The following is a 23,801-nucleotide window of genomic DNA, read 5'->3' on the forward strand; positions in this document are numbered from 1 at the left end:
TGGAGGTGTTTAATTTCATTCAAGAAATGTATTCTATTGAAAATATTGAAGAAATTATAAGATATGATGAATACATTAAGGATTTTGAAGAACAGCCAATGGATTTTTGTAAATCATCTGGGGCTAGAATATTGCAAAGTGTTTTTTCTGAATTTACTGCTGATATGATTTGTAGTGTTTATTTAGATAGTGAGCAAACAAAGGTAGAATATCCTATAAGATTTGAGTTTAATATTAATGTAGAGGATGGACAAGTGTTAGTGTATTATTTTGGATTTAGTTAAAAAAATTTAAAACAATAAGAAGCAGGCAGTAAGCATAGGCGTCGTGCGAAGCGAAAGACGCAGATGCGGATTGACCTGCTATTGGTATGGCTTTGCCATACCAATATTTATTAGCCCCTGGTATCTAACAGGGGGGCACAAATCGACTAAAACCATTTAAGTAAAACTTATAAAAGCAAGGTAGAAACAAGGTTTCAAGAGATTAGGGGTATGTGAAAAAATCAAAGGTTATTTCACATACCTTTTTTATAGGAGGACAAATGATTGAGTACAGAAGAATGGATTGAAAATCTAAAAGATAAAAGGATTGAATATGGAGTTTCTCAAAATAAATTAGCATTATCAGTAGGGATTATGAGAGAATATTTAAATAAAATAGAAAGTGGGAAAATAATAATAAAAAATGGGATAAAAGAAAAATTAATTAAATCGTTAGGAAGATTTAATCCAGAATTACCACTTACGATGATGATTGACTATATAAGAATAAGATTTCCAACAACAGATGTAGAAAATGTTGTTAATAATATATTGAAATTAAAGCTTGAATATATGATTCATGAGGATTATGGATTTTACTCTTATTCAGAGCATTATGTTATAGGTAATATATTTGTTTTAGTATCTCAAGACATAGAAAAAGGAGTTTTAATAGAATTGAAAGGACAAGGTTGCAGGCAATTTGAGAATTTCTTATTAGCACAACATAGATCATGGTATGACTTTTTATTAGATGCATTATTAGCTGGCGGTGTTATGAAGAGAATGGATCTTGCTATTAATGATATGACAGGAATATTAGATATAAAAGAATTAGTTAATAAATGCAATAATGAAGAATGCATTTCAGTATTTCGTAGTTTCAAATCTTATAGGTCAGGTGAATTGGTTAGAAGAAATGAGAAAATTGGTATGGGGAATACCTTATATATTGCTTCATTAAAAAGTGAAGTCTACTTTTGTATCTATGAAAAAGACTATGAGCAATATATAAAATTAGATATACCTATTGATGAAGCAAAAATAAAAAATAGATTTGAAATAAGGTTAAAAAATGAAAGAGCATATCATGCAGCAGTTGATTTGTTAGCAAATAGAGATGAAGAAAAGACAGCATTTTCAATTATTAATCGTTATATACGTTTTGTTGATAAAGAGGATGAGAAAAATAGAAGTGAATGGAAAACTAATGATCAGTGGAGTTATTTTATTGGTGAAGGTAGAGCTAAGTTAAAACTAACAACAAATCCAGAACCGTATAATATTCATAAAACTTTAAACTGGCTATCAAGGCAGGTTGCACCAACTTTAAAAACGATTAAAAGATTAGATGTCTTGAATAATACAACATTAATTGAAGATTTAATAAAATATGCAAACTTAACAGATCGTCATAAAAAAATAATTGAACAAAATTCAGTGAACATTGAAGATATTATCTATGATGAGTAAAAGAAAGTGTAGTTGTTTCAATAGATAAAGCAATATAGATTTAATAAAAAAGAAGGGAGATTTGAGAAATGAATTTTGGTCAAAATTTATATAACTGGTTTTTATCAAATGCACAATCATTAGTATTAACGGCTATAGTTGTAATTGGTGTATATCTAGGATTCAAAAGAGAGTTTTCAAAACTTATCGGATTTTTAGTTGTTGCATTAATTGCAGTAGGTTTAGGATTTAATTCTAGTGGAGTTAAAAATATATTATTAGAGTTATTTAATAAAATAATGGGAGTATAATGTATTGTTATGTAATATTAAAAGATGGTATAATTTAAAAAATAAAGGAAATGGTAAAATAAGTATATAGATTTTTTAGTTAATAAATAACTTATTAGATATTAGACGTTCTTTTAAGTACAAACATTAACCAGTAAATTTTATTTATGTGAATGTAAATATAGTCTATAGCTTATTGTAATGTTATTTTGAAAGAGGAGAGTATTATGAAAGAACATGAAGAAATAAGATTTAAAAATTTACCGAAGTTATTAAATGATATGAGAAAGAAGCAATGGGTTATTGATTCATTTCAATTTAAGTATAAAGATAAAATTTATATTGTTATACTTACAAAATATAAAGAAGGAGAACATAAACCTAGTAAATATGCTGTGGCTAGAATAGAGTTTATTGAATTAGATAATATACATAATTCAATTACTGGCTATATAGATTTCTTTAATGTTTACTTTAGAAGCAATCAAGAATTTTGCGATTTTTTTGGAATAAAAGATAGATTTGCAAATAGAGATTTATTTAATGATTTTTCTGAAATATTTGCTAAGTATATTCCAGAGGAAAAAATTATAAATAAAAGCGATGTTGAAAGAAGAATAATTGGAAGTAAAGTAGAAGGTGGAAATCCTAATGCGATATATTGTTATGATGTAAGGAGAAATGGGAAAAGGGAAGATGGATCTCCTAACGTAAGAAGTATTGAAAATAGTAATAAAGCACAAGCATTACGACCTGAATTATATAAAAAGTATCAAAGAGATATGAATTTGAGTTTTTTCTTTTCAGATGATCCGAATAAAGAAAGAACAGATGATGAAATTTATAAATCTTTTTCTGAAAGATAAGAAAAAAGCAGTAGATAAAAATCTACTGCTTTTTTATATCCAAATTAAATAAAAGAATGTGAGATGATACTATGGAAGAAATGAGAGTATATATTGCAAACTTAGGAAAATACAATGAAGGTGAATTAGTTGGTGATTGGTTTACACCACCGATTGATTGGGATGATTTGAAGGAGCGTATAGGATTAAATAGTGAATATGAAGAATATGCAATACATGATTGGGAGTTACCATTTGAAATTAGTGAATATACATCTATAGAAGAAATTAATAGCTTATGTTCTATGGCAGAAGAATTAGCATCTACAGATATAGGAGAATCAATAAATGATATTCAAATAGCTTTTTTCTCTAGCTTTGAGGAATTATATGAACATAAAGATGACATTATTTATTATCCAGATTGTGATGATATGACAGATGTAGCTAGATATTTTATTGAAGAAACTGGGGCTTTAGGAGAAGTACCAGTTAGTTTACAAAATTATATTGATTATGAATCATATAGATGTGATTTAGAAATAAGCGGTAGTTTTGTAGTAACTAATCATGGGGTATTTGAGTGTTTAAATTAAAAATTAATAGTTTTGATTAAGTGTTGATTGGTGATATTTGTTATAATATAAGTATATTTAAAAGTCACATCTATTATTAGCATAAGCAAAGTCATTCTCAGAACAAGAGAAAGAAGAATCATTAACTTTCATGATTATTAAAAAATTAGGAGGAAGGATAATGAAAAAAATAATTACCACAGTAAGAGGTGTTGCTGCACTTTGTGGAATGTTTGCATTTTAACAGCAAAGTGGGATTTAATTTTATATTAATAATGCTTATAGCACAGACAATATCTGAGATTTATGAGTATAAGGAAACAAAGAAAAAAAGACATCTAATAATACCTGTATTAGCTGTAATTTCATGTGCTGTTTTTGTTTGTATAAAAATTTTAAGCTAAAAAAATAATTTATTGAAACTTTTTATTACGAGTATAATATGAGATAGACAAATTAGAATTTTATAGTTAACATATAAAGAATTTGCGTAATAGAAAAGGAGAAGAAAATGTATAGTATAGATAGTGATGTAAAATTTCCTGATATGAGTCATTATGATATGAACAATCCAGGAAGTATGGCATTATATTTAGCACATTGCGATTTTTATCCATTTAGAAATGTAATAGAGAATAATAAGATTGCTTTAGATGCTATATCAGAGGGGTATAGAGAAATTGTAAGAGAAGCTACTAAAATAAATGATTTTAAAACCGAATGTTGGGCGATGACAAGTGGTACATTGCATTCATGTAGAGTAGATTTACTAACACAGTACTCTTTATTATTAACAATGGTTTCATTGTTAGAAGAAGCAGTTAATACACTTTGTAGACTTTATCATAATGTATATAAAATCGAAAAGGAATTAAAAGATATAAAGGGGAGTGGTTTAGAGCGAGCTGCAAAATGTATAAAGGAAGGGATTAAGATAGAAGGATTCAAATCTGATAAATGGGAATATATAACAGAAATAAGAGATGCATATGATTGTTCATAATGGTGGAAGAGTAGTTAAAGAAAAAGACTTTAAAAAATTTGACAAGTTTTCTATAGGATATAGGGATGAAGATAAACAGATTTATTTGCAATATACAGATATTACTAAGATGTATGATGCAATTATGGAATTTATAGATAAATCATTTAGGCTAATTCCTAATATATAACATAAAAAATAATTTAAAATATATGGTAATAAAATTATTTGAGAAGTTATGTTTTTTTAGCTATACTTGATAAAATTCCAGTTTATCAGGCGGATTATGAGCATTAGTTTGATATGGATCTTTTATATTCTACTAAAGCTAATCTTGATCACAAGTTAGCTGTTAATTTTGACGTTCAGTGAGGGAATTTATATAATTCTACAAAGGGGGGGAATTATTATGAAAATGCCGAAAGAACCGATAGAGACGATTATGTTTGCTCCTTGTGGAATGAACTGTATGGTTTGCTATAAGCATTGCTATCATAAAAAACCATGTGCAGGTTGCTTGAACAGCGATATTGGAAAACCCGAACACTGTCATAAGTGCAAAATTAAAGACTGTGTTCATGAAAAAGGTATTTCATATTGTTATGAGTGTAACGAGTACCCATGTAAGCTGATTAAAAACTTTGAAAAAAGTTACAATACTAGATATCGTGCAAGTCTTGTAGCGAATAGCCTGTTTGTAAAAGAAAATGGTTTGAATGCCTTTATGGTGCAACAAAAAGAAACATTTATGTGTCCTATCTGTGATGGAATAATTTCTATTCATGACCTTGAATGTAGCGAATGCCAATGGGGAGTAAAATGAGTATAATCTTTATTTCAACAAATTCTAATTTAACGATTAGAATTTAAGGAATAATATTAATATTTGCGAGTTAAAAGTGGACAATTAACCTTGTCCATTTTTTGATGTCCAATATCAACCTTAATTTTAAAAAGAGACTAAATAAAAAGGAGGAGTATATTTGAAAAAAATTAAGTCATATACAGGTATTTGGAATGTAGAGAAAGTTATTTATGCAATAAATGATTTTCAACTGCCATTTCCAGTTACTTTTACACAAATGACATGGTTTGTATTAATACTTTTTATAATTATATTATTTGGTAATTTACCCCCATTAGCTATGATAGAAGGAGCATTTCTAAAATACTTTGGAATACCAGTTTTTATAACTTGGTTTATGTCTCAAAAGACTTTTGATGGAAAGAAACCTTATGGATTTTTAAAGTCAATAATCTTATATTCATTTAGAGCTAAAATAACATATGCAGGAAAAAGTATTAAATTTAAAAGTAAAATTATTGATGAAAATATAACTATAGTAAGGAGTGAGTTATATGTTCCCAATCAAATCTATAGAAAATAATCTTGTACTTAATAAGGAAGGAGAATGTTTTGCTTATTAAGAATTAATATCATATAACTATTCATTCTTATCAGCAGAACAAAAATTTATTGTACACGATAGTTTTAGGCAATTAATAGCACAAAATAGAAATGGCAAAATTCATGCACTTCAAATAGCAACTGAAAGTTCTATAAGATCTACACAAGAAAGGTCAAAGAAAAATATCACAGGAAAATTAAAAGAAATTGCTTACGAAAAAATAGACAAGCAAACAGAAGCACTTGTTTCTATGATTGGCGATAATCAAATTGATTATCGCTTTTTTATTGGATTTAAGCCTTTAGTTACAGAAGAAGAAATGAATATAAAGAATATAAAAAAGTCAGTATTAGCTAATCTATCAGATTTTATATATGATGTTAATAATAAATTGATGGGTGATTTTGTCAGTATAAACAATGATGAAATTATGAGATTTTCAAAAATGGAAAAGTTATTAGAAAATAAAATCTTAAGAAGATTCAAAGTTAGAAGGCTAGATAAAAATGATTTTGGCTATTTAATTGAACATAATTATGGAAAGAAAGGCACAGCTTTTGAAGATTATCAATACCATTTACCTACAAAGAAACTTAAAGGAGAAACATTAGTAAAGAAATACGATCTTATAAAGCAAACTAGATGTCTTATAGAAGAGAAGCAAAGATACTTAAAAATTATACATGAGGATTCAGAAAGTTTTGTAGCTTATTTTACTATTGAAAGTATTATTGTAGAAATGGATTTTCCATCTAGTGAGATATTTTATTATCAGCAACAACAGTTTACATTTCCTATTGATACTAGTATGAATGTTGAAATTGTAACAAATAAAAGGCTTTAACTACGGTTAGAAATAAAAAAAAAGAATTAAAAGATTTAGATAATCATGCTTGGCATGCAGGGAATGAAACAGGAACAAATGTAGTAGAAGCGTTAGATGCTATAAATGAGCTTGAAAATAATTTAGATCAAACAAAAGAATCGATGTATAAGTTAAGTTATGTAATTAGAGTATCAGCAGATAGCATTGATGAATTAAAACGTCGTTGTGATGAGGTTAAAGATTTCTATGATGATTTAAATGTAAAGTTAGTACGTCCAATGGGAGATATGATAGGATTTCACAATGAATTTATACCTTCAAGCAAAAGATATATAAATGATTATATACAATATGTAACTAGTAATTTTTTAGCAGGTTTAGGATTTGGAGCAACTCAACAGCTTGGAGAAAATGAAGGAATATATATTGGATATAGTTTAGATACAGGAAGAAATGTATATCTGAAACCAGCTCTTGCAAGCCAAGGAGTAAAAGGTTCTGTAACTAATGTATTGGCAGCAGCATTTTTAGGTTCATTGGGAGGTGGGAAATCATTTGCTAATTTATTATACAGATTTAATTAAAAAAATAATGAATGGAATTTTGTTGATATCTATGCTGATGAAGGAATAACAGGAACTCAAATTTCTAAGAGAACAAATTTTCAAAGATTAATTAATGATTGTATGAATGGTGAAATAGATGTGGTTATTACTAAATCAATATCATGTTTTGCTAGAAATACATTAGATACTTTAAAATATGTTCGTATGCTTAAAGAAAAAAATATAGCTGTTTATTTTGAAGATGAAAAAATAAACACTTTAACAATGGATGGTGAACTATTATTAGTAGTGTTAAGTTCTGTAGCACAACAAGAAGTTGAAAATATCTCTGCAAATGTAAAAAAAGGACTGAAGATGAAAATGAGTAGAGGCGAGCTTGTTGGTTTTCAGGGATGCTTAGAATATGATTATAATGTAGAGGACAAAAGCATAACTATTAATAAAGAAGAAGCAGAAATAGTTCGATATATATTTAATAGATATATCGAAGGTGCTGGAGGAAGGCTAATTGGTAATGAATTAGAACAATTATGGTATAAAACTAAACGAGGAAGTTCTACATGGCATGAATCTACTATACTAGGTATAATAAAAAATGAAAAGTATAAAGGGGATGTACTTTTAGGAAAAACATTTACTTTAGATCCTATATCAAAATGCAGGTTAGAAAATTATGGAGAAGAAGATCAATTTTATCTAAGAGAGCATCATGAGCCCATAGTGAGTGAAGAAGTTTTTGATAAAGCTCAGGCTATAAGATTAAAAAGAAGTATTCCAAGAGGGTCACATGAAACAGAAGGATTTAAACGTCAGAAGTATAGTAGAAAATATTCATTTAGTTGTATGATAGAGTGTGCATTTTGTGGAGGAACATTTACAAGAAGATGTTGGCATAGTGGAACTAATCATTCTAAAGTAGTATGGTAATGTGTTGTTTCAACTAAAAAGGGAAAGAAATATTGTGAACATAGTAAGGGGATTCTAGAAAAAGTATTTGAAGATGCTTTTATTGAAAGTTATAGACAATTATGTGGGGATAATAAACAAGTCCTTGAAGAATTTTTAGCTAGATTATCAGATACTTTAAATGAAAGTAATGTTGAAAAGAGATTTCTAGATTTAGAGAAACAAATAGATACATTAGATAAGAAAAGAAAAAAACTCATAGATATGAGATTAGAAGATATAATTGATAAGGAATCATATGAAGAAAAGTATGATGATTTAACAGTTGAAATAAAGAAACCTAGTAAAGAGAAATAAACTCTTAAAGCATCATTAATAAATGAAAAGAGTATAAAAGCAAGAATTAAGGAATTTAGAAAGACACTTGAAAGAAATGAAGTGTTAGAAAAATTTTATAGATATGTATTTGAAAGCATAGTAGATAAGGTTATAGTTAGAGCTATTAATGAAGATGGTATAGTTGATCCTTATAAAATAACTTTTGTTTATAAAACTGGCTTTGATGATAAACAAGATGGACATAAATTTATAAATAAGAGTCCGTTAGAAGCGTATTCAAAAGATAATAACGATAATAAAAAGGAGTGTTCATATACTAATAATGAGACATGTGGAAACTGTAGCTAAGATAATCAAGCAATAGTAATGTATATATTAAGATTTAAACAATAAAACAGGAAAGGCTCTTTAGGGAGTCTTTTTTCTATTTCATAATTCAATAATGAACAAAATTAAAATTCTGTTTTTTAATAATGAACATACATTGTAATTATTATTATCTGCAAGTATGATATTTCTAGGAGGATTACTAAAGATGCAAATAAAAAAAGAAGAAATAGAAAAGAAAATTGCAGAAGTTGCAACAAACGAATTTTTAAAAAAAGGTTATGAAAATTCTTCTATGAGAACTATAGCGAAAAAAGCTCATACGTCTATTGGAAATATGTATCATTATTATCCTAATAAGGAAGAACTTTTAAAATTTATAATAATGCCAACAATTAATGTAGTTGAGGAAAATCTATCAAAGCACGTTTGTTTAGAAGAAAATAAAGTGATAACAAAGGAATCGGCTTTACTATATCTAGATGATTTAGATAACTTTTTAGAAAAAAGTGGATTTAAATATTTTCTAAATAAAAATATGATTATTCTTCTTAAGCTAGAAAGTACTGATTTAGTAGTTTACAAAGAAAGAATTATTAATAATTTATGTAATCATCTAAAATGGCATTTAAATATAGCTGATTTTCATTACTCTAAAATGATAATTAATATGTTAATAGATTGTATTAAATATATACTTATTGAGTATGATGATTCATATGAAGTATACTCACAATTTTCTAAAATATTCCGAATACTTTGTACGGGATTAATTGGACAAATATAACGATATAATCTAAAAACAAAATATCATTAACTAAAATGAGAGGAGCTTCGTAAAATATGCAATATTATAAAAATCAAACAGAATGGAAATTAGTACAATCCTTTTTACCTTTAAATAATCAGTTAAGAGAAAAAAATTTACCTAATGAATATTTTATAAAATGGGAAGAAATAAATATTCACATTGACCATTATAAAGTTGATAATCACAAGGGTACTATCATTATGTTTCATGGGGTTGGTGGGAATGGACGATTACTTTCAAGTTTGTCTCTACCTTTAGTAGAAGCAGGATATGAAGTCATTTGCCCAGATTTGCCACTTTATGGGAATACAGAAATATTAAGTGTTTCTAAAATCACTTATGATACATGGGTTAACTGTGGAACTTTTTTGGTTAACTACTTTCAAGATAAAGGTAAAAAAATATCATTATTTGGACTAAGTGCAGGTGGATTTTTAGCATATCAAGTGGCATGTAATTGTAAAAATATCTATGCATTAATGGCTTCTTGTTTTTTAGACCAACGTATTCCAATAATAATTGAACAAACAGCTATTTCACCATTCATAGGAAAAGTAAGTAAAAAATACCTACCTATAGCAAATAAGTTATTTCCTAATTTCAAGATACCTATTAAACTAGTGGGAAATATGAAAAAAATTGTAAATAATAAGGATTTAGCAGAAATTCTTATTAAGGATAAAAAATCTTCTGGGAGCAAAGTAACAATATCTTTTTTATATGGGATGCTGAACCCTTCTGTTAATATAGAGCCAGAAAAATTTAATTATTGTCCAGTGTTATTAGTTCATCCTGAAAATGATTGTTGGACAGATGTATCATTAAGTAAACTGTTTTTTGACCGATTAATAGGTAATAAAAAGATTACGATGCTTGAAGGTGCAGGGCATTTTCCAATAGAAGAAAATGGATTGAATAAAATGAGTAGTACTTGTATTATGTTTTTGGAACAATGTTATGAAATAACAAATTTATAGAATTATATTTATGTATTGCCATAAGGAAAAATATAAAAAATACTTATTATAAAAAATTAATATTAAGTGAATATTAGATTTGAAAAGACTCCTAAATGCTATAGAATAAAGAAATGAGACAAACCTAAATATATGAGTATGTTAAACTACACTTGAATATAAAAATATTTTATAGTAAAGTATCAGTAATAATATTAGTGAATGAGTGTCTTGCTCAGCATTTATAGATAACTAACATATGACAACAAATAATAATATTATTACATATTACTTTGTTAAATTGTGGTGTAGTGGGCTTTAATTTGCTATACCTTTATTAATTTTACATAGAGTTATTTTGAATATAATTATGTTGAAATAGAAAAGATTAAATTTTCCAGTCTACAGGAGTTTTCTATTTTTGTGTAGGTAAATATGTATATCACATAAAAAGTTAGATATAAATACCTGTGGAATTTTTTTGTAGTAAACACAAGATATGGAGGATTCAAAAAGGAATTATCCAAATAGAAAGCGAACTTATTATCAGGATAACACCTGTCTAGATAATTTTATTTGCACGAAGTGTGCTTGCTTTGTAGTTTCAGAAGGCTCTGGGATACAACATAGAAATCACTGTACTCATTGCCTACACAGTTTCATGTGGATATTATTCCTAGTGATCGTGCCACAGATTGTGATGGTAATATGGAACACATTGGAGTATGGGTGAGAAAAAATGGTGAGTGGGCAACTATTTTGCAGAGAAGGAAAAGAAATTCAAAAACATTACAAAAACAAATAAAATCATTAAAAAACATTCTAAAAATAAATAAGATATTTCAAACCTGAGTGCAGTTGTTCTACCATATTTATTCATTTGTTGATGGATTGAAAGGCTACTTATTTATTGAAGTTCTAGTTATCAGATAGTCAGATGAACAGATACAGAGCCGATAAACTTGTTGGCGATAGCAGTATATCAGCTCTGTGTCTGTGTACTTTTTATGTTCCTTTAGCATTCATATTACAAATACATCAAATAATACTGCTTAAAACCAACTAAATTTTCCTTTGTTGTTTCTTTTTGTATAATATAGAGCATAATCAGATTGTTTATATAAAGATTGAAACGTATCTAAGTTGCTTTCTAGTTTTGATATGCCTATAGAGCAAGAATTGATATCAGAACATAACTTTGCAACTTTTTTTGCTTTATTTTCAACATCTTCCTTAGACTGATTGATATATTCAAATACAGCAAATTCATCTCCTCCAAGTCTTCCAATAATAGCATTATTGGTAAACACTTTAGTCAAAACATTAGCAAATTGTATTAATATTTCATCTCCTCTAATATGACCAAATATATCATTTATTTGTTTAAAATTATCTAAATCAAAAATATAAAAATACCCACATGAAGTAGTTTCTAGCATTTCTTTTATATGTACTTCAAAAAAATGACGATTATATAATCCAGTCATAAGGTCTTTTTCTGATTTCAACTTAAATTCATTAGCCATAGCTAGAGCTTCTTTTGCTTTTTCAGTTATTGTTTTAGGATAGTATTCATCTTTTACCTGATCAAAGTTTGGAATAGAATGGTGTATATGGAGCAGTGTGATTTTACCATCTATAACTTTATATACCATAGTAAATCGAGTATCCATTTCTACATAGATGTCTCTTTCTAAGTACTCTTCTTCTATTACCCATAGAGTTCCATATACTATAAAAGTTTCATTTGTAACTTTAGTACATGAGTACCACTCATCTATAATTTTAAAATTTATTTCTTCTGATTCTATTTGGTCTTTTTCAAGATTTATAATGAAGTTCTCTAATGATGTATAGAATTCATGTTTTCCTGTTCCAAACAATGTAAAATTATCATCTAATAAAGACATGATAAATTGTAAGCCATCCTCGTCTGGATTTAAAATATAAATGTGCCAGATTTTCTTTGATAAATCACATAATTGTTCTTGTATTGTATTATTTTCCATAGAGTAACCCCTTAAGATTTGTAGTTTATAATTCTTTTAGTTAGTACTATTTATTTGGATGCTTGTGACAATATTATAATATAGAATTAAAAAAATTGCATCTGATTTGTACAAGAGTGTACTTTATAAGAAGAAGCATAGGGTAATAATTTCTGATGTAAATAATGTATTTTTAAATTTTTCTTAAAGCAATTAATGAAATTTAATTTCAATTGTAAAGAAATAAAATAAATTTAAATATATGAGCATCTTAAATTATACTTGAATATAAAAAAATTTTATGGTAAAATATCAGCAATAATATTAGTAAAGGAGTGTCTTGCTTGATGTCGGAGTTATATATAATGGTAACCAACAAGTAAATAGTTGGAGACGCATAGGTATTCTGTTTAATCAGAATTTTTAAGTGTATTTTTGATACATTTAATTGTTGTGTCTTGTTCTGCCTTTATAGATAACTAACATATGACAACAAATAATAATATTATTATATATTACTTTGTTAAATTGTGGTGTAGTGGGCTTTAATCTGCTACACCTTTATTAATTTTACATAGTGTTATTTTGAATATAATTATGTTGAAATAGAAAAGATTAAATTTTCTAGTCCACAGGAGTTTTCTGTTTTTGTGTAGGTAAATATGTATACCACATAAAAAGGCAGATATGAATACCTGTGGACTTTTTTTGTAGAAAATACAAGATATGGAGGCAATAAAAATGAGTATTATTGAGCTTAATGAACTGACTAAATCTTATAGGAGATTTGAGAAAGAACCAGGATTTATGGGAAGCATAAAATCTTTATTTAATAGAAAATATACAGAAAAAACAGCTATATCATCCCTTAATTTAAAAATAGAGGAAGGAGAATTTGTTGGATTAATAGGTAAAAATGGAGCTGGAAAAACAACTCTTGTCAAAATAATGACTGGAATTATTGCTCCATCTTCTGGAAAAATTTCTGTCATGGGTTATTATCCAAATAAGTTAGAAAATAACTTTAAAAAACAATATGCTGTTGTTATGGGGCAAAAAAGTCAGCTATTTTTTGAATTGACGCCAGCAGATACATTTCTTTTATTTAAAGAGTTATATGATATATCTGATGAAGAGTATAAAAAGAATTTGGATTATTTTATAGAGTTGTTTGAAGTATCTGATTATCTAAATGTTCAAGTTAGAACACTTTCTTTAGGAGAAAGAATGAAAATGGAGCTTATTGTAGCACTTCTTCATAATCCTAAAATTTTATTTTTAGATGAACCAACAATAGGTCTAGATGCAGTGGCACAAAAACAAATTAGGTATTTTCTGAAAGAAGTAAATAAGAAAAAAGGTACTACAATAATGCTTACCTCTCATTATATGGAGGATATAAAGAGCCTTTGTAGTCGAAGTATTGTCATAGAAAATAGTCATAAAATATATGATGGCTCTACAGATGAATTATTTAATCATTTTCAAAAATATAAGAAAATAACAGTTAGCTTCACTGATGAAACTAAAATTTTATTTCCAAAAGACTATAAGATTATTGAGCAAACAAAACATAAAACATCAGTAATTGTACCAAAAGAAAACGGTAATGAAACTGTTAAATGGATTTTTGATAAGTATGATGTTGAGGATGTAACAATTGAAGAAGAAGATATAGGGAATGTTGTAGAACGAATATACAAAGAAGGATGTGAAGAGTATTATGAACAACTATAATGAAGCATATTCAAGACAATCATTGTTTTATAGATTTAAACAAAATATAAGAAAGTACTATGAAATAGCTAAAATTAATTTCAAAGTACAACTTATTTGGAGGTTTGATGTAGTAGTTAACATGATGTTTACTATTATAAAAATTTTATTTGCTTATATTTTGTGGAAGGCAATTTTTGGTGAAAATGACATAGTTTCTGGCTTTACATTTAATTCAATGTTGTCTTATTATATAATAAGTTCATTTTTATCAGGTATTGATATGTCAAGAAGTACAAGTGAGGAGATATGCAATCGTGTAAAGTTGGGTACATTTTCAAAATACATGATTATTCCGATTGGTGCACAAAATTATTTTTTTGCTAAAAATTTTGGAATGACCTTTTTTTACTTAGTATTTAATATGATTTCTGCTTTTGTATGGATTTTTATATTTAAAATAGATTTTGCTTTTACATCAAATCCAATACAAATTTTAATTTCAATTTTGATGATTTTCTTAGGGCTTATTTTTATGATGCAGCTTCATTTCTTTATTGGAATTTTATCATTTAAATTTCTAGAGATTGGTTTTTTTAGAATGATAATCGATAATATAACTGAATTTGTTACAGGAACAATGATACCGCTTGTTCTTTTGCCAGAAGTTGTAGTAAATGTTATGAAATTGTTTCCATTTTATTACACAACCTATTTACCATCTATGTTATTAATAGGTAGAAATAGTAATGATGCAGTACAAGGACTGATTATTATAGCATTATGGGTTTTATTCTTCTTTATAGTAAATAAAATTGTCTATAAGAAGATAAGAACACTATTTGATGGGGTGGGGATATAATGAAAAAAAAATTTAAAATAATATTTATGTTACTAAAAATGAAATTATCAAAAATGATGGTGTTTAGATTTGATTTTTTTGGAGCATTTTTTGTAGATAGTTCATTATTTATATTACAATTGTTAATGTTTAATGGCATTTACTCTCATGTAGATTCAATAGGAGGTTGGCAGCGTGGAGAGATGATAATATTTATAGGAACTTTTTCATTAATAAATGCTATAAATATGACCATTTTCTGTTTTGGAATTTATGATATTCCACGCAAAATTCAAGAAGGAGAATTAGATTATTATATTACAAAGCCAATAGACCCATTGTTTAGATTGACATTTGAGAATATTAATATCGGTTCATCACCTTTAATTTTGGCAAGTATACTTATAGTTGTATATGGAGTATCTGGATTAAATTCAGAAATAACTTTTGCTATGGTACTGGCATATACATGTATGGTGTTATTGATGACATTGCTTTTTTATGATGTGTGTATTATATTTCGGACAATTCCATTTTTTGTTATATCATCCTCTGCTATAATGAGATTGGAAGATAATTTACTACCAATGAATATGAAAATTCCAGGTGTAATTTATGAAGGTATTTTTAAGCTACTATTTTATTTGATTTTACCATATGGAATTATGTCAACAATCCCAACTCAAATTTTGTCTGGGACATTAACAATAAAAGGATTAATCTACTCAATTAGTATTGTATTTGTATTTACAGTATTTATGTGGAGGTTTTGGAAATTAGGACTGAAACATTATAAAAGTGCAAGTAGTTAATAAATTTTCAGTTTAGAGGTGACAAGGAATGAAAAATATAGCAAATATTATTACTATACTTAGAATCATTTTATCAATAGCTTTGCTCAAAATAGAGATGTTTTCTTCTTTATTTTTTACAGTCTATATTATGTGTGGAGTAAGTGATTTTCTTGATGGATATATAGCTAGAAAAATGAATATAGAAAGTAAGCTTGGCTCAAGGCTTGATAGTATGGCTGATATATGTTTAGTAATATCAATGTTTATTATTATGCTTCCAGTGATAAATATTTCAAAATATATAGTATTATGGATATTAACAATTGTCCTTGTTCGAATTACATCAATAATTATAGTGATTCGTAAATACAACACATTTGCTATATTACATACATATGGAAATAAATTATCTGGTTTTATGTTATTCTGTTTACCTTTAGTTTATAATATTATGAATACAAATTTACTTGCAAGTATAGTTTGTGTTGTAGCAAGTATCTCAGCCACTGAAGAAGTAATAATACATATATTATCTAAAGAGTTAAAAATAGATATTAGTAGTATTATAGAAGTACTTATTTCATAAACCTGTTTCATATGATACTAGACAATAGAAACTAAAATTTATGTAAGTATTGATTAAAAGATGAAAAATAATTAGATTAAAGATTAAGGTATTATACTTATCATATATGATATTATAATAGCAAGATATATTAAAACTCTATTTAAATAATTATATATGATTTTTATGGGATTATATACGATTGTAGATACAAATGCTTTATCTGCAATTAATCTTGTCTGTCCTATTATTAATATTATTGTTGGACTTGGAACCAGGCTTGCTACTGGAGGAAGTGCTATTGTAGCTTGCAAGATGGGGAATGGATATGGATGGAGCAAAGAAAATTTTTACTTTGACTATATTATCTGGAGCTATAATTGGAATACTAATTACCAGTATAGGTTTACATCATCTATGTTTACAGCATTATCTAATGGAAAGATATCTGCAATACTATCTTTTTTACGTACATTTGGTTTTATAACTATAGGTTTATTGACATTACCAAATATCTTGAATATAGATGGAATATGGTTAGCAGTGCCAATTGCTGAGCTTTTAACCTTATTTTTAACAGTTAGTTTTATATATAGATATAAGAATAAGTATAACTATATATAAATACAATAATAAATATAATTAACATATATCTTTTTCGATTGTACATCATTTAGCCCATAAGTAACGATTTTTCATTTATTTATGGGCTTTTATTGTATTCTTTCCTTTGGATTCATTCCTTAATTGACAAGTTTGTTCCTAACAACAGTACGATTTTAACGTTCTTTTAGCATTTTGTTATCCATATACTGAATAATCAAATCAGCACCAAATTCATTACCACCTGCATTTCTAATTTCCTTTTGCATAAGCAATATACTTTGAGCTATAGTCGAATCATTAAGAACAGCTAAGGTAGAATTTTTAAGAATGTCACTTGTAATGTGTTTGTGAGAAATCTTTTTCCCTAAGTTTAAGCGTTCAATTTGCTGTGCGTTAGTTGGTTGGTCACTTATAAACGGAATAACCACCATAGGAACGCCAAAATAAAGAGACTCCATAACACTATTTAAGCCACCATGAGTTATAAAAACACTTGCTTTTTCTAATATTTCAAGCTGTGGTACAAAAGGGAAAATATAAAAATTATTTGGTATCTTACCTAAATCTGATATATTTATTGAATTACCAACAGATATAATGACAGTTACATTTTCATCTTTAAAAGCATTGATACATTTTTTGTAAAATGACATTGCTTTATTTACAATTGTACCTAGAGAAATATAGACCAAATTATTTTTTGATTTTGGCAATATAAATTCATTTTTTTTATTACGTTGATAAATAGAGGTACCCAGAAACTTAAATTTATTTTCTGAAAAATCTTCTGCATATGGTTGGAATTTTTTTACAGTATATACAAGATTAAGTTCTGGAGGATTTTCAGTAATCTCTTTTAACCAAGAATCAGTCTTTAATTTAATTCCCTTTGACACTTTTTTAGTCCATCTACGACATACCCATTCAAAACGAAATACACTTAACACGCCACCCGAATTAATAAATTCTTTCATCAAAACTTTATTAGTAGCTGGTGCAGTAATAATCCTAATAACAGGTTTATTGAATCTCTCTGCTATATGTTTTCCTAGAAAGAAAAAATGCTCATAAATAATTAAATCGAATTCATGTGCTACCTTTATAGAGGCTTGATAGACATTTTTTATTTGAATAGAAAGTTTTTCGTTATCTTCATAATAAAGGAAATCAGCTCCCACTTCTAAGACTTTATCTTTCCATTCTTCAGTTAGTAAGTATGTTACAGAATTACCTCTATTCACTAATTTTTCCACTAACCCAAGGGTAGGGTATACGTGTCCAGAAAAAGGTAAATTTATAAATAAAATTTTCATAATCAAACCTCCTTAAAATGTTTTTATTATATATTCACTTTGTAAATATAAGAGGTGGAACTTTTAACGTTCTACCTAAAAATTCAGAAATAACTGTATGCTGTTTATTTTTATTGGACCTTATTATTAACTAATTTGTAAAATAGTGAAATGCTCTAATGATTTGTAAAATAGCTCTTGCTTAGAGCTAAAATAATGATAAAACATTCCAACTTCTCCATTAACCTTATTTAATATCATGCTAACAGAGATGATTTCATACCCATACTTTAAAAATAATTGAATAGCAGAATCTAGTATTTCTTCTCTTTTTCCTCCTTCTAAAGCAGATTTTCTTGCCATAAAATTAGCATCTTATTCAAATAAACAAAATATTGTTCTGTTTATATTTTATAATACGATTTAGATAAAGTCAATTATAAACAGAATATTGTTCTTATAATATAAAATATTAAAGCTTACACATGTGGAAGTATGATACAAATCTTTAATTATTTATCTTAAAATATTCTAGGTGTTATCATTAAGACTATTAATGTTTTCTTATTAAAGCTATAAAATCTATATAAAATTAATTTTCTAGAGTTCTTAAAAGATTATTACTGCGATTTTAAAGGTGTTACTTTGACTTTTTTAGTGATTGATTTTATCTATTAGAAATGTTACTATTAGTAATATAAAAGGAGAGTAAATAAAATGGACAAAATTATTTTAGGATTACTTATGCTTAAGAAGCTGACAATTTATGAACTGAGAAGTGTCATAGAAATGAATTTCACTTCGATGTGTAGCAACAGTATGGGAAGTATTCAAGCGGCAATAAAAAAGTTGCTTGAAAAGAAGATGATAGTGTATGAAGAGTTTGTTGAAAATAGTGTCAATAAGAAATTTTATTCATTAACGGATGCAGGAAAAGCATGTTTTTTAGAATGGGTAGAGACGTCTATGGTTGCAGGTAAAGTGAAGGATATGGAATTAAGTAAATTATTTTTTATGGGATTTGTTCCAACACAAAAAAGATTGTCACTAATTCAATCTTATATTGTTGACCTCAAAAAGGAAAGAGAGCAGTTGGAGAATATCAAAATACAAGACATCAATGTTGCAAAATTACAGTATATTACCTATCTAGAAGAAAATCAAGAACAGTTTAATCACTTTTTACAAGATACTGAACATTCCAACATACAAAGAGATATTCAAGATATAATTGATTTTGAGTTATTGACCTTAAAGTTTGGAATTGACAGGACAAATTTTGAAATAGCATGGTTTGAAAATTTAAAGAAGAAATTAATTAATGAGTGGCCAAACAATAGTCAGAATCAAGGAAAAGGGGGTAGCTAACATGAAAGGAACTGTAATAATAACTGGAGCTAATTCAGGGATAGGAAAGGCAGCAGTATTTAAGTTTGCATCAGAGGGTTATAGGATTATAATGGCATGTCGTAATATTCAGATTAGTGAACCCATGTGTCAGGAAATTATAGCTAAAACTAAAAATATTAATGTGGATTTGCTTCAACTAGATATTTCATCGAGACAATCAATTTATAGTTTTTGTGAGACCTATAAAAAAAAATACAATGTATTGGATATCTTAATCCATAATGCTGGACATTTTAAACATGGAGAAAAAAATTTTCAACGAAGTATTGATGGTATAGAATTAACATTTGCTACCAATCTATTTGGGCCAGTTCTTATGACCAATTTATTATTGGATATGCTTGCTAAATCAAAAAATCCTAAAATTCTAAATGTATGTAGTACAAATATAAAGCATTTTTTTGATGAAAGAAGAAAAATTAATTTTGGAGTTTTAAGTGGTGAAACTGTAGAAGATAAAGAATATAATTCTTATAAAATTTATGGAGATTCTAAAATAGCTTTACTTATGGTTACAAGTATGATGAAACAAGAATACAAGCCTTATAATATAAGTGTAAATGCAATTATGGTTCCAGCAACAAAAATGAGTAAAGAAACAATTAAGAAATTTAATTCGTATTGGAAAGTACTTGCATTTTTACAAAACATTATTATACCAAAATCAGAAATTATTGGAGAGGCTTACTTTTCGATTTGCACCTCTAATGTTTATACAGGTATGACTGGAAAACTAATAAATCACCAAGGAAAGATTGTTGAAATGGCTAATGACTCAATATCATTTATAAAAAGCATTACAAGCACAGATGTTTATCCACCTTATGTCAATAACAAAGAGACAATAGAGAAAGTATGGACTATATGTAAACAATATGTTGAAAATGCTAAATGTAATTTGCTAGCATAACACATATAATTCATAAGGTTATTATAGCAACAACATAATCTTATTAATATTTCTAAAAGGATGGAATATTCTTGATAATTCTGTTCAAACGTTATTTAATTGTTTGAATTAATATGAGAAAGATTACAATTAGCTATAATTTAATTTATAATTGATATGTACTTGATTTTGTTTAATTATTTGAATATACTTTAAGCAGAACACATAGAGTTAGAGGGTTAGTAGATAAAAGACAATAACTCTTTATTAGGAGTGATTTTACTATGGAAACATACTTTGATAAGAAAATATTACTTGTTGATGATGAAAAAGATATAATAAATTTAATTGAGGAAGTATTGATAAAGGATGGCTTTAAAAATATTGTTAAAGCTTATAATGGCTTAGATACGATTTCTTTGTGTAAGATAGAATGTCCAGATGTTGTTATTCTCGACATAATGTTACCTGATGTAGATGGCATAGAAGTGTGCAAAAAAATTAGAGAGTTTTCATATTGTTCAATTCTCTTTCTTTCATCAAAAGATGATGATATTGACAAGATACTTGGTCTTAGTAGTGGAGGAGATGATTATATAACAAAGCCATTTAGTCCAAGAGAAGTTGTTTTTAGAGTCAAATCTCAGTTGCGTAGACAACAATATCAAAGTGTTGTATCATCAGAAAATTCAATAATTAGGTTAGGTAATATTACAGTTGATACAGAAGGATGCCGTGTGTATAAAGATGAAAATGAAATTGAGTTAACAGGTAGAGAATATCAGCTTTTAAGTTATATGGCTCAAAATTTAAATAAAATTATAGGAAAAGAAAGTCTTTATGAACAGGTATGGGGTGTATATAGTAGTATATGCGACAATACAATTATGGTACATATAAGACATCTAAGAGAAAAGATTGAAGATAATCCTTCAAATCCTAAAATACTTATAACAGTCAAAGGGCTTGGATATAAGCTTGTGAATAGAGTTGATTAGGCTAAATTTTAGTGATTGTTTTTTAGGCACTCATTTATGAGTGCCTATTAATATGCTTATACTTTAGTAAAATATTTACGATTTCAAATTAAATACCTTGTCAATCCAACCTTTATAAAACTTTTCTTCGTGAGAAACTAAAATAATACTTCCCCTAAATTGTTTCAAAGCATTTTGTAAAGCATCTTTTGTTTCTGCATCAAAGTGGTTAGTTGGTTCATCTAAAATCAAGAAATTACAAGGTGACAACATCACACAACATAATTTAACCTTAGACTGTTCACCACCACTTAGTGTGGAAACACTTCTTGAAACATGTTCTTCTTTTACACCACACTTGGCTAAAGAGCGTCTGATTTCCTTTGTGCTTAATTTTGGATATATATCTGCCATTATTTGAAGTGGTGTTTTAATAGGATTTTCCCATTTTAAATCCTGCTCATAATAACCAATTTTTATCTGGTCTGAAAAGAGGAAGCTTCCAGAAATACAAGGGATATCTTTAACCAATGTTTTTAACAAAGTGGATTTACCAATTCCATTAAATCCAGTTATAACTACTTTTTGACCTGCATTAACAGAAAAATTTAATTTTGGTAGTAATGGATAATAGTATCCAACTTCAAGATTAGTTACTGTGAGTGCGTTTTGCACAGATATTTCAATTTCTGCAAATTGGATACATGGTTTTCCTGTAAAGTTAGGAGGAGCTATTTTTTCTATTCTATCCAATTGTTTTTGTCTTCCTCTTGCAATTTTTGAATTTACACCAGCCTTATTTTTACGTATAAATGTTTCTTCTTTTTCTATTTTCTTTTGTTGCGCTTGATATTTTCTAATATAATCCTCTCTTAAGTGTGATTTTTGTTTAAGAAATTCTGAGTATTTTCCATGATACTTTTTAATCATTCCAAATTCTATATCGAGAATACCTGTGGAAATTTTTTCTAGAAAGTCGAAATCATGGGAGACTACAATAAATGCACCTCTAAATGTATTTAGATAATTGGCAAGCCATTCAACATGCTCTTTGTCTAAAAAATTTGTTGGTTCATCTAATAATAAAACTTCATAATTAGAAAGTAGTAATTTTGCCATAATTACTTTTGCTCTTTGACCTCCACTAAGTTCCCCAATAATACGATTCATTCCTATTGAATCTAGTCCAAGACCATTTGCTACCTTATTTATTTCATTGTCTATAGAGTAGAAATCACTTGCTATTAATTGCTCTTGATAAGTTGATGCCTTAATAAGTTGTTGCTCATTTCCAGATATAGAACTTTCTTGATATAGCAAATTCATTTCTTTCTCTATTTTATAGAGGTCTTCAAATGCAGTGTGTAAATACAATGATATTGTTGTATCTCTATTAATATCTGCATATTGGTCCAAATGACCTATTTTGATATTAGGTTGCCACTTAATCTCTCCTGTATCTGGGATAACTTCTCCTAATAAAATTTTAATTAAGGTGCTTTTACCTACACCATTTTGGCCAACCACACCTATATGTTCGCCTTTAAATAAATCAAAGTCAGCTTTTTCGTACAGTGATTTATCCATAAAACATTGTGATAAATTATTTACTTTTAATAAACTCATAATTCAAACTCCTTTTTTACTATAAAAATTTTATGAAAATAAAAAAGCAGAGGAATAGCATTATAAAATGCCGACCTCTGCTTTTGGAAAAACAAAAGGCCATAGATAAGCATTGCTATCTATGGCCATAAAATCTATATATCTATCGGCAAATAGGTAAATTTAAATAAGCATAGCTAAAAAACTACACTAAACCTATATTTGCCGATGAAGATAGAAGCTTTAAGCTTCCAGATTAACCTCTACACAACGCTTCATCATATACATTTGTGTAGAGTTAAGTTTTCTAACAAGTTTAACTAATTTTATATAAATCATAATTATTCACATCCTAATCTCAATATTAATTCTAATTCATTTATATTTAAATTGCACTATTGTACTTTTGATTTTTTTCATTTAATTTAATACATATATCACTAATTATAGCTTAAATCATGTTATCATAATACTTAATTATAGTCAATATAAAAGATATTTTTACACGAGAACTTTTATAATACAATAAGTTTAAGTTATATTATAAAAATAAAGGATATAAATTAATTAC

Annotated in this window: 22 protein-coding genes and 5 pseudogenes; 23 read left to right on the plus strand and 4 right to left on the minus strand. The window is 27.3% G+C overall.

The window, feature by feature from the left end; genetic code table 11:
* The first annotated feature begins 17 nt into the window (after positions 1–17).
* The 15 genes and pseudogenes from JJC01_02615 (at position 18) to JJC01_02685 (ending at position 11,399) form a co-directional block, all read left to right on the plus strand.
* Positions 18–284 (plus strand): hypothetical protein, encoded by a 267-nt coding sequence (locus JJC01_02615; protein UDN60110.1) that lies wholly within the window; start codon positions 18–20, stop codon positions 282–284.
* Positions 285–548: 264 nt separating this feature from the next.
* Positions 549–1,736, plus strand: a complete 1,188-nt coding sequence (locus JJC01_02620; protein UDN58781.1) for an XRE family transcriptional regulator — start codon at positions 549–551, stop codon at positions 1,734–1,736.
* 68 nt (positions 1,737–1,804) lie between these two features.
* On the plus strand, positions 1,805–2,026 hold the full coding sequence (locus tag JJC01_02625; protein UDN58782.1) for a hypothetical protein: 222 nt from the start codon (positions 1,805–1,807) through the stop codon (positions 2,024–2,026).
* Between the two features lie 206 nt (positions 2,027–2,232).
* On the plus strand, positions 2,233–2,871 hold the full coding sequence (locus JJC01_02630) for a hypothetical protein (protein ID UDN58783.1): 639 nt from the start codon (positions 2,233–2,235) through the stop codon (positions 2,869–2,871).
* Between the two features lie 71 nt (positions 2,872–2,942).
* Positions 2,943–3,446, plus strand: coding sequence for an antirestriction protein ArdA (locus JJC01_02635; protein ID UDN58784.1), 504 nt, complete (start codon positions 2,943–2,945; stop codon positions 3,444–3,446).
* Between the two features lie 203 nt (positions 3,447–3,649).
* Positions 3,650–3,829, plus strand: a complete 180-nt coding sequence (locus JJC01_02640) for a hypothetical protein (protein UDN58785.1) — start codon at positions 3,650–3,652, stop codon at positions 3,827–3,829.
* A 107-nt stretch (positions 3,830–3,936) separates the two neighbouring features.
* Positions 3,937–4,597, plus strand: a pseudogene (locus JJC01_02645) (hypothetical protein).
* Positions 4,598–4,816: 219 nt separating this feature from the next.
* Positions 4,817–5,230: a DUF3795 domain-containing protein gene (locus tag JJC01_02650; GenBank protein UDN58786.1), complete on the plus strand. Its 414-nt coding sequence runs from the start codon at positions 4,817–4,819 to the stop codon at positions 5,228–5,230.
* A gap of 160 nt (positions 5,231–5,390) precedes the next feature.
* Positions 5,391–5,795 carry a conjugal transfer protein gene (locus JJC01_02655; protein UDN58787.1) on the plus strand — a complete coding sequence of 135 codons (405 nt, stop codon included), beginning with the start codon at positions 5,391–5,393 and terminating at the stop codon, positions 5,793–5,795.
* Positions 5,767–7,364: pseudogene (locus JJC01_02660) on the plus strand (ATP-binding protein). Before JJC01_02655 ends, JJC01_02660 begins: the two are co-directional and overlap by 29 nt.
* Positions 7,347–8,135 (plus strand): recombinase family protein, encoded by a 789-nt coding sequence (locus tag JJC01_02665; protein UDN60232.1) that lies wholly within the window; start codon positions 7,347–7,349, stop codon positions 8,133–8,135. The pseudogene JJC01_02660 and the gene JJC01_02665 overlap by 18 nt, the downstream one beginning before the upstream one ends.
* Before the next feature lie 243 nt (positions 8,136–8,378).
* Positions 8,379–8,801: pseudogene (locus JJC01_02670) on the plus strand (hypothetical protein).
* Positions 8,802–8,988: 187 nt separating this feature from the next.
* Positions 8,989–9,567 (plus strand): helix-turn-helix transcriptional regulator, encoded by a 579-nt coding sequence (locus JJC01_02675; protein ID UDN58788.1) that lies wholly within the window; start codon positions 8,989–8,991, stop codon positions 9,565–9,567.
* A 56-nt stretch (positions 9,568–9,623) separates the two neighbouring features.
* Positions 9,624–10,568 carry an alpha/beta fold hydrolase gene (locus JJC01_02680; GenBank protein ID UDN58789.1) on the plus strand — a complete coding sequence of 315 codons (945 nt, stop codon included), beginning with the start codon at positions 9,624–9,626 and terminating at the stop codon, positions 10,566–10,568.
* Between the two features lie 478 nt (positions 10,569–11,046).
* Positions 11,047–11,399 (plus strand): annotated as a pseudogene (locus JJC01_02685) (RNHCP domain-containing protein).
* A 200-nt stretch (positions 11,400–11,599) separates the two neighbouring features.
* On the opposite strand, the gene JJC01_02690 reads toward JJC01_02685, so the two are convergent.
* Positions 11,600–12,556 (minus strand): diguanylate cyclase, encoded by a 957-nt coding sequence (locus JJC01_02690; protein UDN58790.1) that lies wholly within the window; start codon positions 12,554–12,556, stop codon positions 11,600–11,602.
* 720 nt (positions 12,557–13,276) lie between these two features.
* On the opposite strand from JJC01_02690, the gene JJC01_02695 reads away from it, so the two are divergent.
* From JJC01_02695 to JJC01_02715, 5 genes and pseudogenes are all read left to right on the plus strand, one after another.
* Positions 13,277–14,272 carry an ATP-binding cassette domain-containing protein gene (locus JJC01_02695; protein UDN58791.1) on the plus strand — a complete coding sequence of 332 codons (996 nt, stop codon included), beginning with the start codon at positions 13,277–13,279 and terminating at the stop codon, positions 14,270–14,272.
* Complete coding sequence (locus tag JJC01_02700) at positions 14,259–15,113, plus strand: ABC-2 family transporter protein (protein ID UDN58792.1); 855 nt, start codon at positions 14,259–14,261, stop codon at positions 15,111–15,113. Before JJC01_02695 ends, JJC01_02700 begins: the two co-directional genes overlap by 14 nt.
* Positions 15,113–15,904, plus strand: coding sequence for an ABC-2 family transporter protein (locus JJC01_02705; GenBank protein ID UDN58793.1), 792 nt, complete (start codon positions 15,113–15,115; stop codon positions 15,902–15,904). Before JJC01_02700 ends, JJC01_02705 begins: the two co-directional genes overlap by 1 nt.
* Positions 15,905–15,932: 28 nt before the next feature.
* Entirely contained in the window at positions 15,933–16,472 is a 540-nt protein-coding gene (locus JJC01_02710; GenBank protein UDN58794.1) for a CDP-alcohol phosphatidyltransferase family protein, read from the plus strand.
* A gap of 384 nt (positions 16,473–16,856) precedes the next feature.
* Positions 16,857–17,075 (plus strand): annotated as a pseudogene (locus JJC01_02715) (MATE family efflux transporter).
* A 155-nt stretch (positions 17,076–17,230) separates the two neighbouring features.
* Here the strand turns inward: JJC01_02715 and JJC01_02720 are convergent.
* Positions 17,231–18,370 carry a hypothetical protein gene (locus tag JJC01_02720; GenBank protein ID UDN58795.1) on the minus strand — a complete coding sequence of 380 codons (1,140 nt, stop codon included), beginning with the start codon at positions 18,368–18,370 and terminating at the stop codon, positions 17,231–17,233.
* A gap of 126 nt (positions 18,371–18,496) precedes the next feature.
* Entirely contained in the window at positions 18,497–18,712 is a 216-nt protein-coding gene (locus JJC01_02725; protein UDN58796.1) for a TetR/AcrR family transcriptional regulator, read from the minus strand.
* Between the two features lie 354 nt (positions 18,713–19,066).
* On the opposite strand from JJC01_02725, the gene JJC01_02730 reads away from it, so the two are divergent.
* The 3 genes from JJC01_02730 to JJC01_02740 all read left to right on the plus strand — a co-directional run bounded on the left by JJC01_02730 (position 19,067) and on the right by JJC01_02740 (position 21,646).
* Positions 19,067–19,717: a PadR family transcriptional regulator gene (locus JJC01_02730; GenBank protein UDN58797.1), complete on the plus strand. Its 651-nt coding sequence runs from the start codon at positions 19,067–19,069 to the stop codon at positions 19,715–19,717.
* Between the two features lies 1 nt (position 19,718).
* A complete protein-coding gene (locus tag JJC01_02735; GenBank protein UDN58798.1) occupies positions 19,719–20,669 on the plus strand; it encodes an SDR family NAD(P)-dependent oxidoreductase in 951 nt (316 codons plus the stop codon).
* Between the two features lie 263 nt (positions 20,670–20,932).
* Positions 20,933–21,646 carry a response regulator transcription factor gene (locus tag JJC01_02740; GenBank protein ID UDN58799.1) on the plus strand — a complete coding sequence of 238 codons (714 nt, stop codon included), beginning with the start codon at positions 20,933–20,935 and terminating at the stop codon, positions 21,644–21,646.
* Positions 21,647–21,721: 75 nt separating this feature from the next.
* Here JJC01_02740 and JJC01_02745 read toward each other — a convergent pair whose 3' ends face one another.
* Positions 21,722–23,251 (minus strand): ABC-F family ATP-binding cassette domain-containing protein, encoded by a 1,530-nt coding sequence (locus JJC01_02745; protein UDN58800.1) that lies wholly within the window; start codon positions 23,249–23,251, stop codon positions 21,722–21,724.
* Positions 23,252–23,801 lie beyond the last annotated feature (550 nt).

The organism is Clostridioides sp. ES-S-0010-02 (assembly GCA_020641055.1).
Lineage (GTDB): Bacteria > Bacillota > Clostridia > Peptostreptococcales > Peptostreptococcaceae > Clostridioides.

Bases quoted from the DNA above. Each gene is read 5' to 3' on its own strand.
- JJC01_02625 (UDN58782.1), top strand. From the start codon at position 1,805: ATGAATTTTGGTCAAAATTTATATAACTGGTTTTTATCAAATGCACAA.
- JJC01_02630 (UDN58783.1), top strand. From the start codon at position 2,233: ATGAAAGAACATGAAGAAATAAGATTTAAAAATTTACCGAAGTTATTA.
- JJC01_02635 (UDN58784.1), top strand. From the start codon at position 2,943: ATGGAAGAAATGAGAGTATATATTGCAAACTTAGGAAAATACAATGAA.
- JJC01_02650 (UDN58786.1), top strand. From the start codon at position 4,817: ATGAAAATGCCGAAAGAACCGATAGAGACGATTATGTTTGCTCCTTGT.
- JJC01_02675 (UDN58788.1), top strand. From the start codon at position 8,989: ATGCAAATAAAAAAAGAAGAAATAGAAAAGAAAATTGCAGAAGTTGCA.
- JJC01_02680 (UDN58789.1), top strand. From the start codon at position 9,624: ATGCAATATTATAAAAATCAAACAGAATGGAAATTAGTACAATCCTTT.
- JJC01_02690 (UDN58790.1), bottom strand. From the start codon at position 12,556: ATGGAAAATAATACAATACAAGAACAATTATGTGATTTATCAAAGAAA.
- JJC01_02695 (UDN58791.1), top strand. From the start codon at position 13,277: ATGAGTATTATTGAGCTTAATGAACTGACTAAATCTTATAGGAGATTT.
- JJC01_02700 (UDN58792.1), top strand. From the start codon at position 14,259: ATGAACAACTATAATGAAGCATATTCAAGACAATCATTGTTTTATAGA.
- JJC01_02705 (UDN58793.1), top strand. From the start codon at position 15,113: ATGAAAAAAAAATTTAAAATAATATTTATGTTACTAAAAATGAAATTA.
- JJC01_02710 (UDN58794.1), top strand. From the start codon at position 15,933: ATGAAAAATATAGCAAATATTATTACTATACTTAGAATCATTTTATCA.
- JJC01_02720 (UDN58795.1), bottom strand. From the start codon at position 18,370: ATGAAAATTTTATTTATAAATTTACCTTTTTCTGGACACGTATACCCT.
- JJC01_02725 (UDN58796.1), bottom strand. From the start codon at position 18,712: ATGGCAAGAAAATCTGCTTTAGAAGGAGGAAAAAGAGAAGAAATACTA.
- JJC01_02730 (UDN58797.1), top strand. From the start codon at position 19,067: ATGGACAAAATTATTTTAGGATTACTTATGCTTAAGAAGCTGACAATT.
- JJC01_02735 (UDN58798.1), top strand. From the start codon at position 19,719: ATGAAAGGAACTGTAATAATAACTGGAGCTAATTCAGGGATAGGAAAG.
- JJC01_02740 (UDN58799.1), top strand. From the start codon at position 20,933: ATGGAAACATACTTTGATAAGAAAATATTACTTGTTGATGATGAAAAA.
- JJC01_02745 (UDN58800.1), bottom strand. From the start codon at position 23,251: ATGAGTTTATTAAAAGTAAATAATTTATCACAATGTTTTATGGATAAA.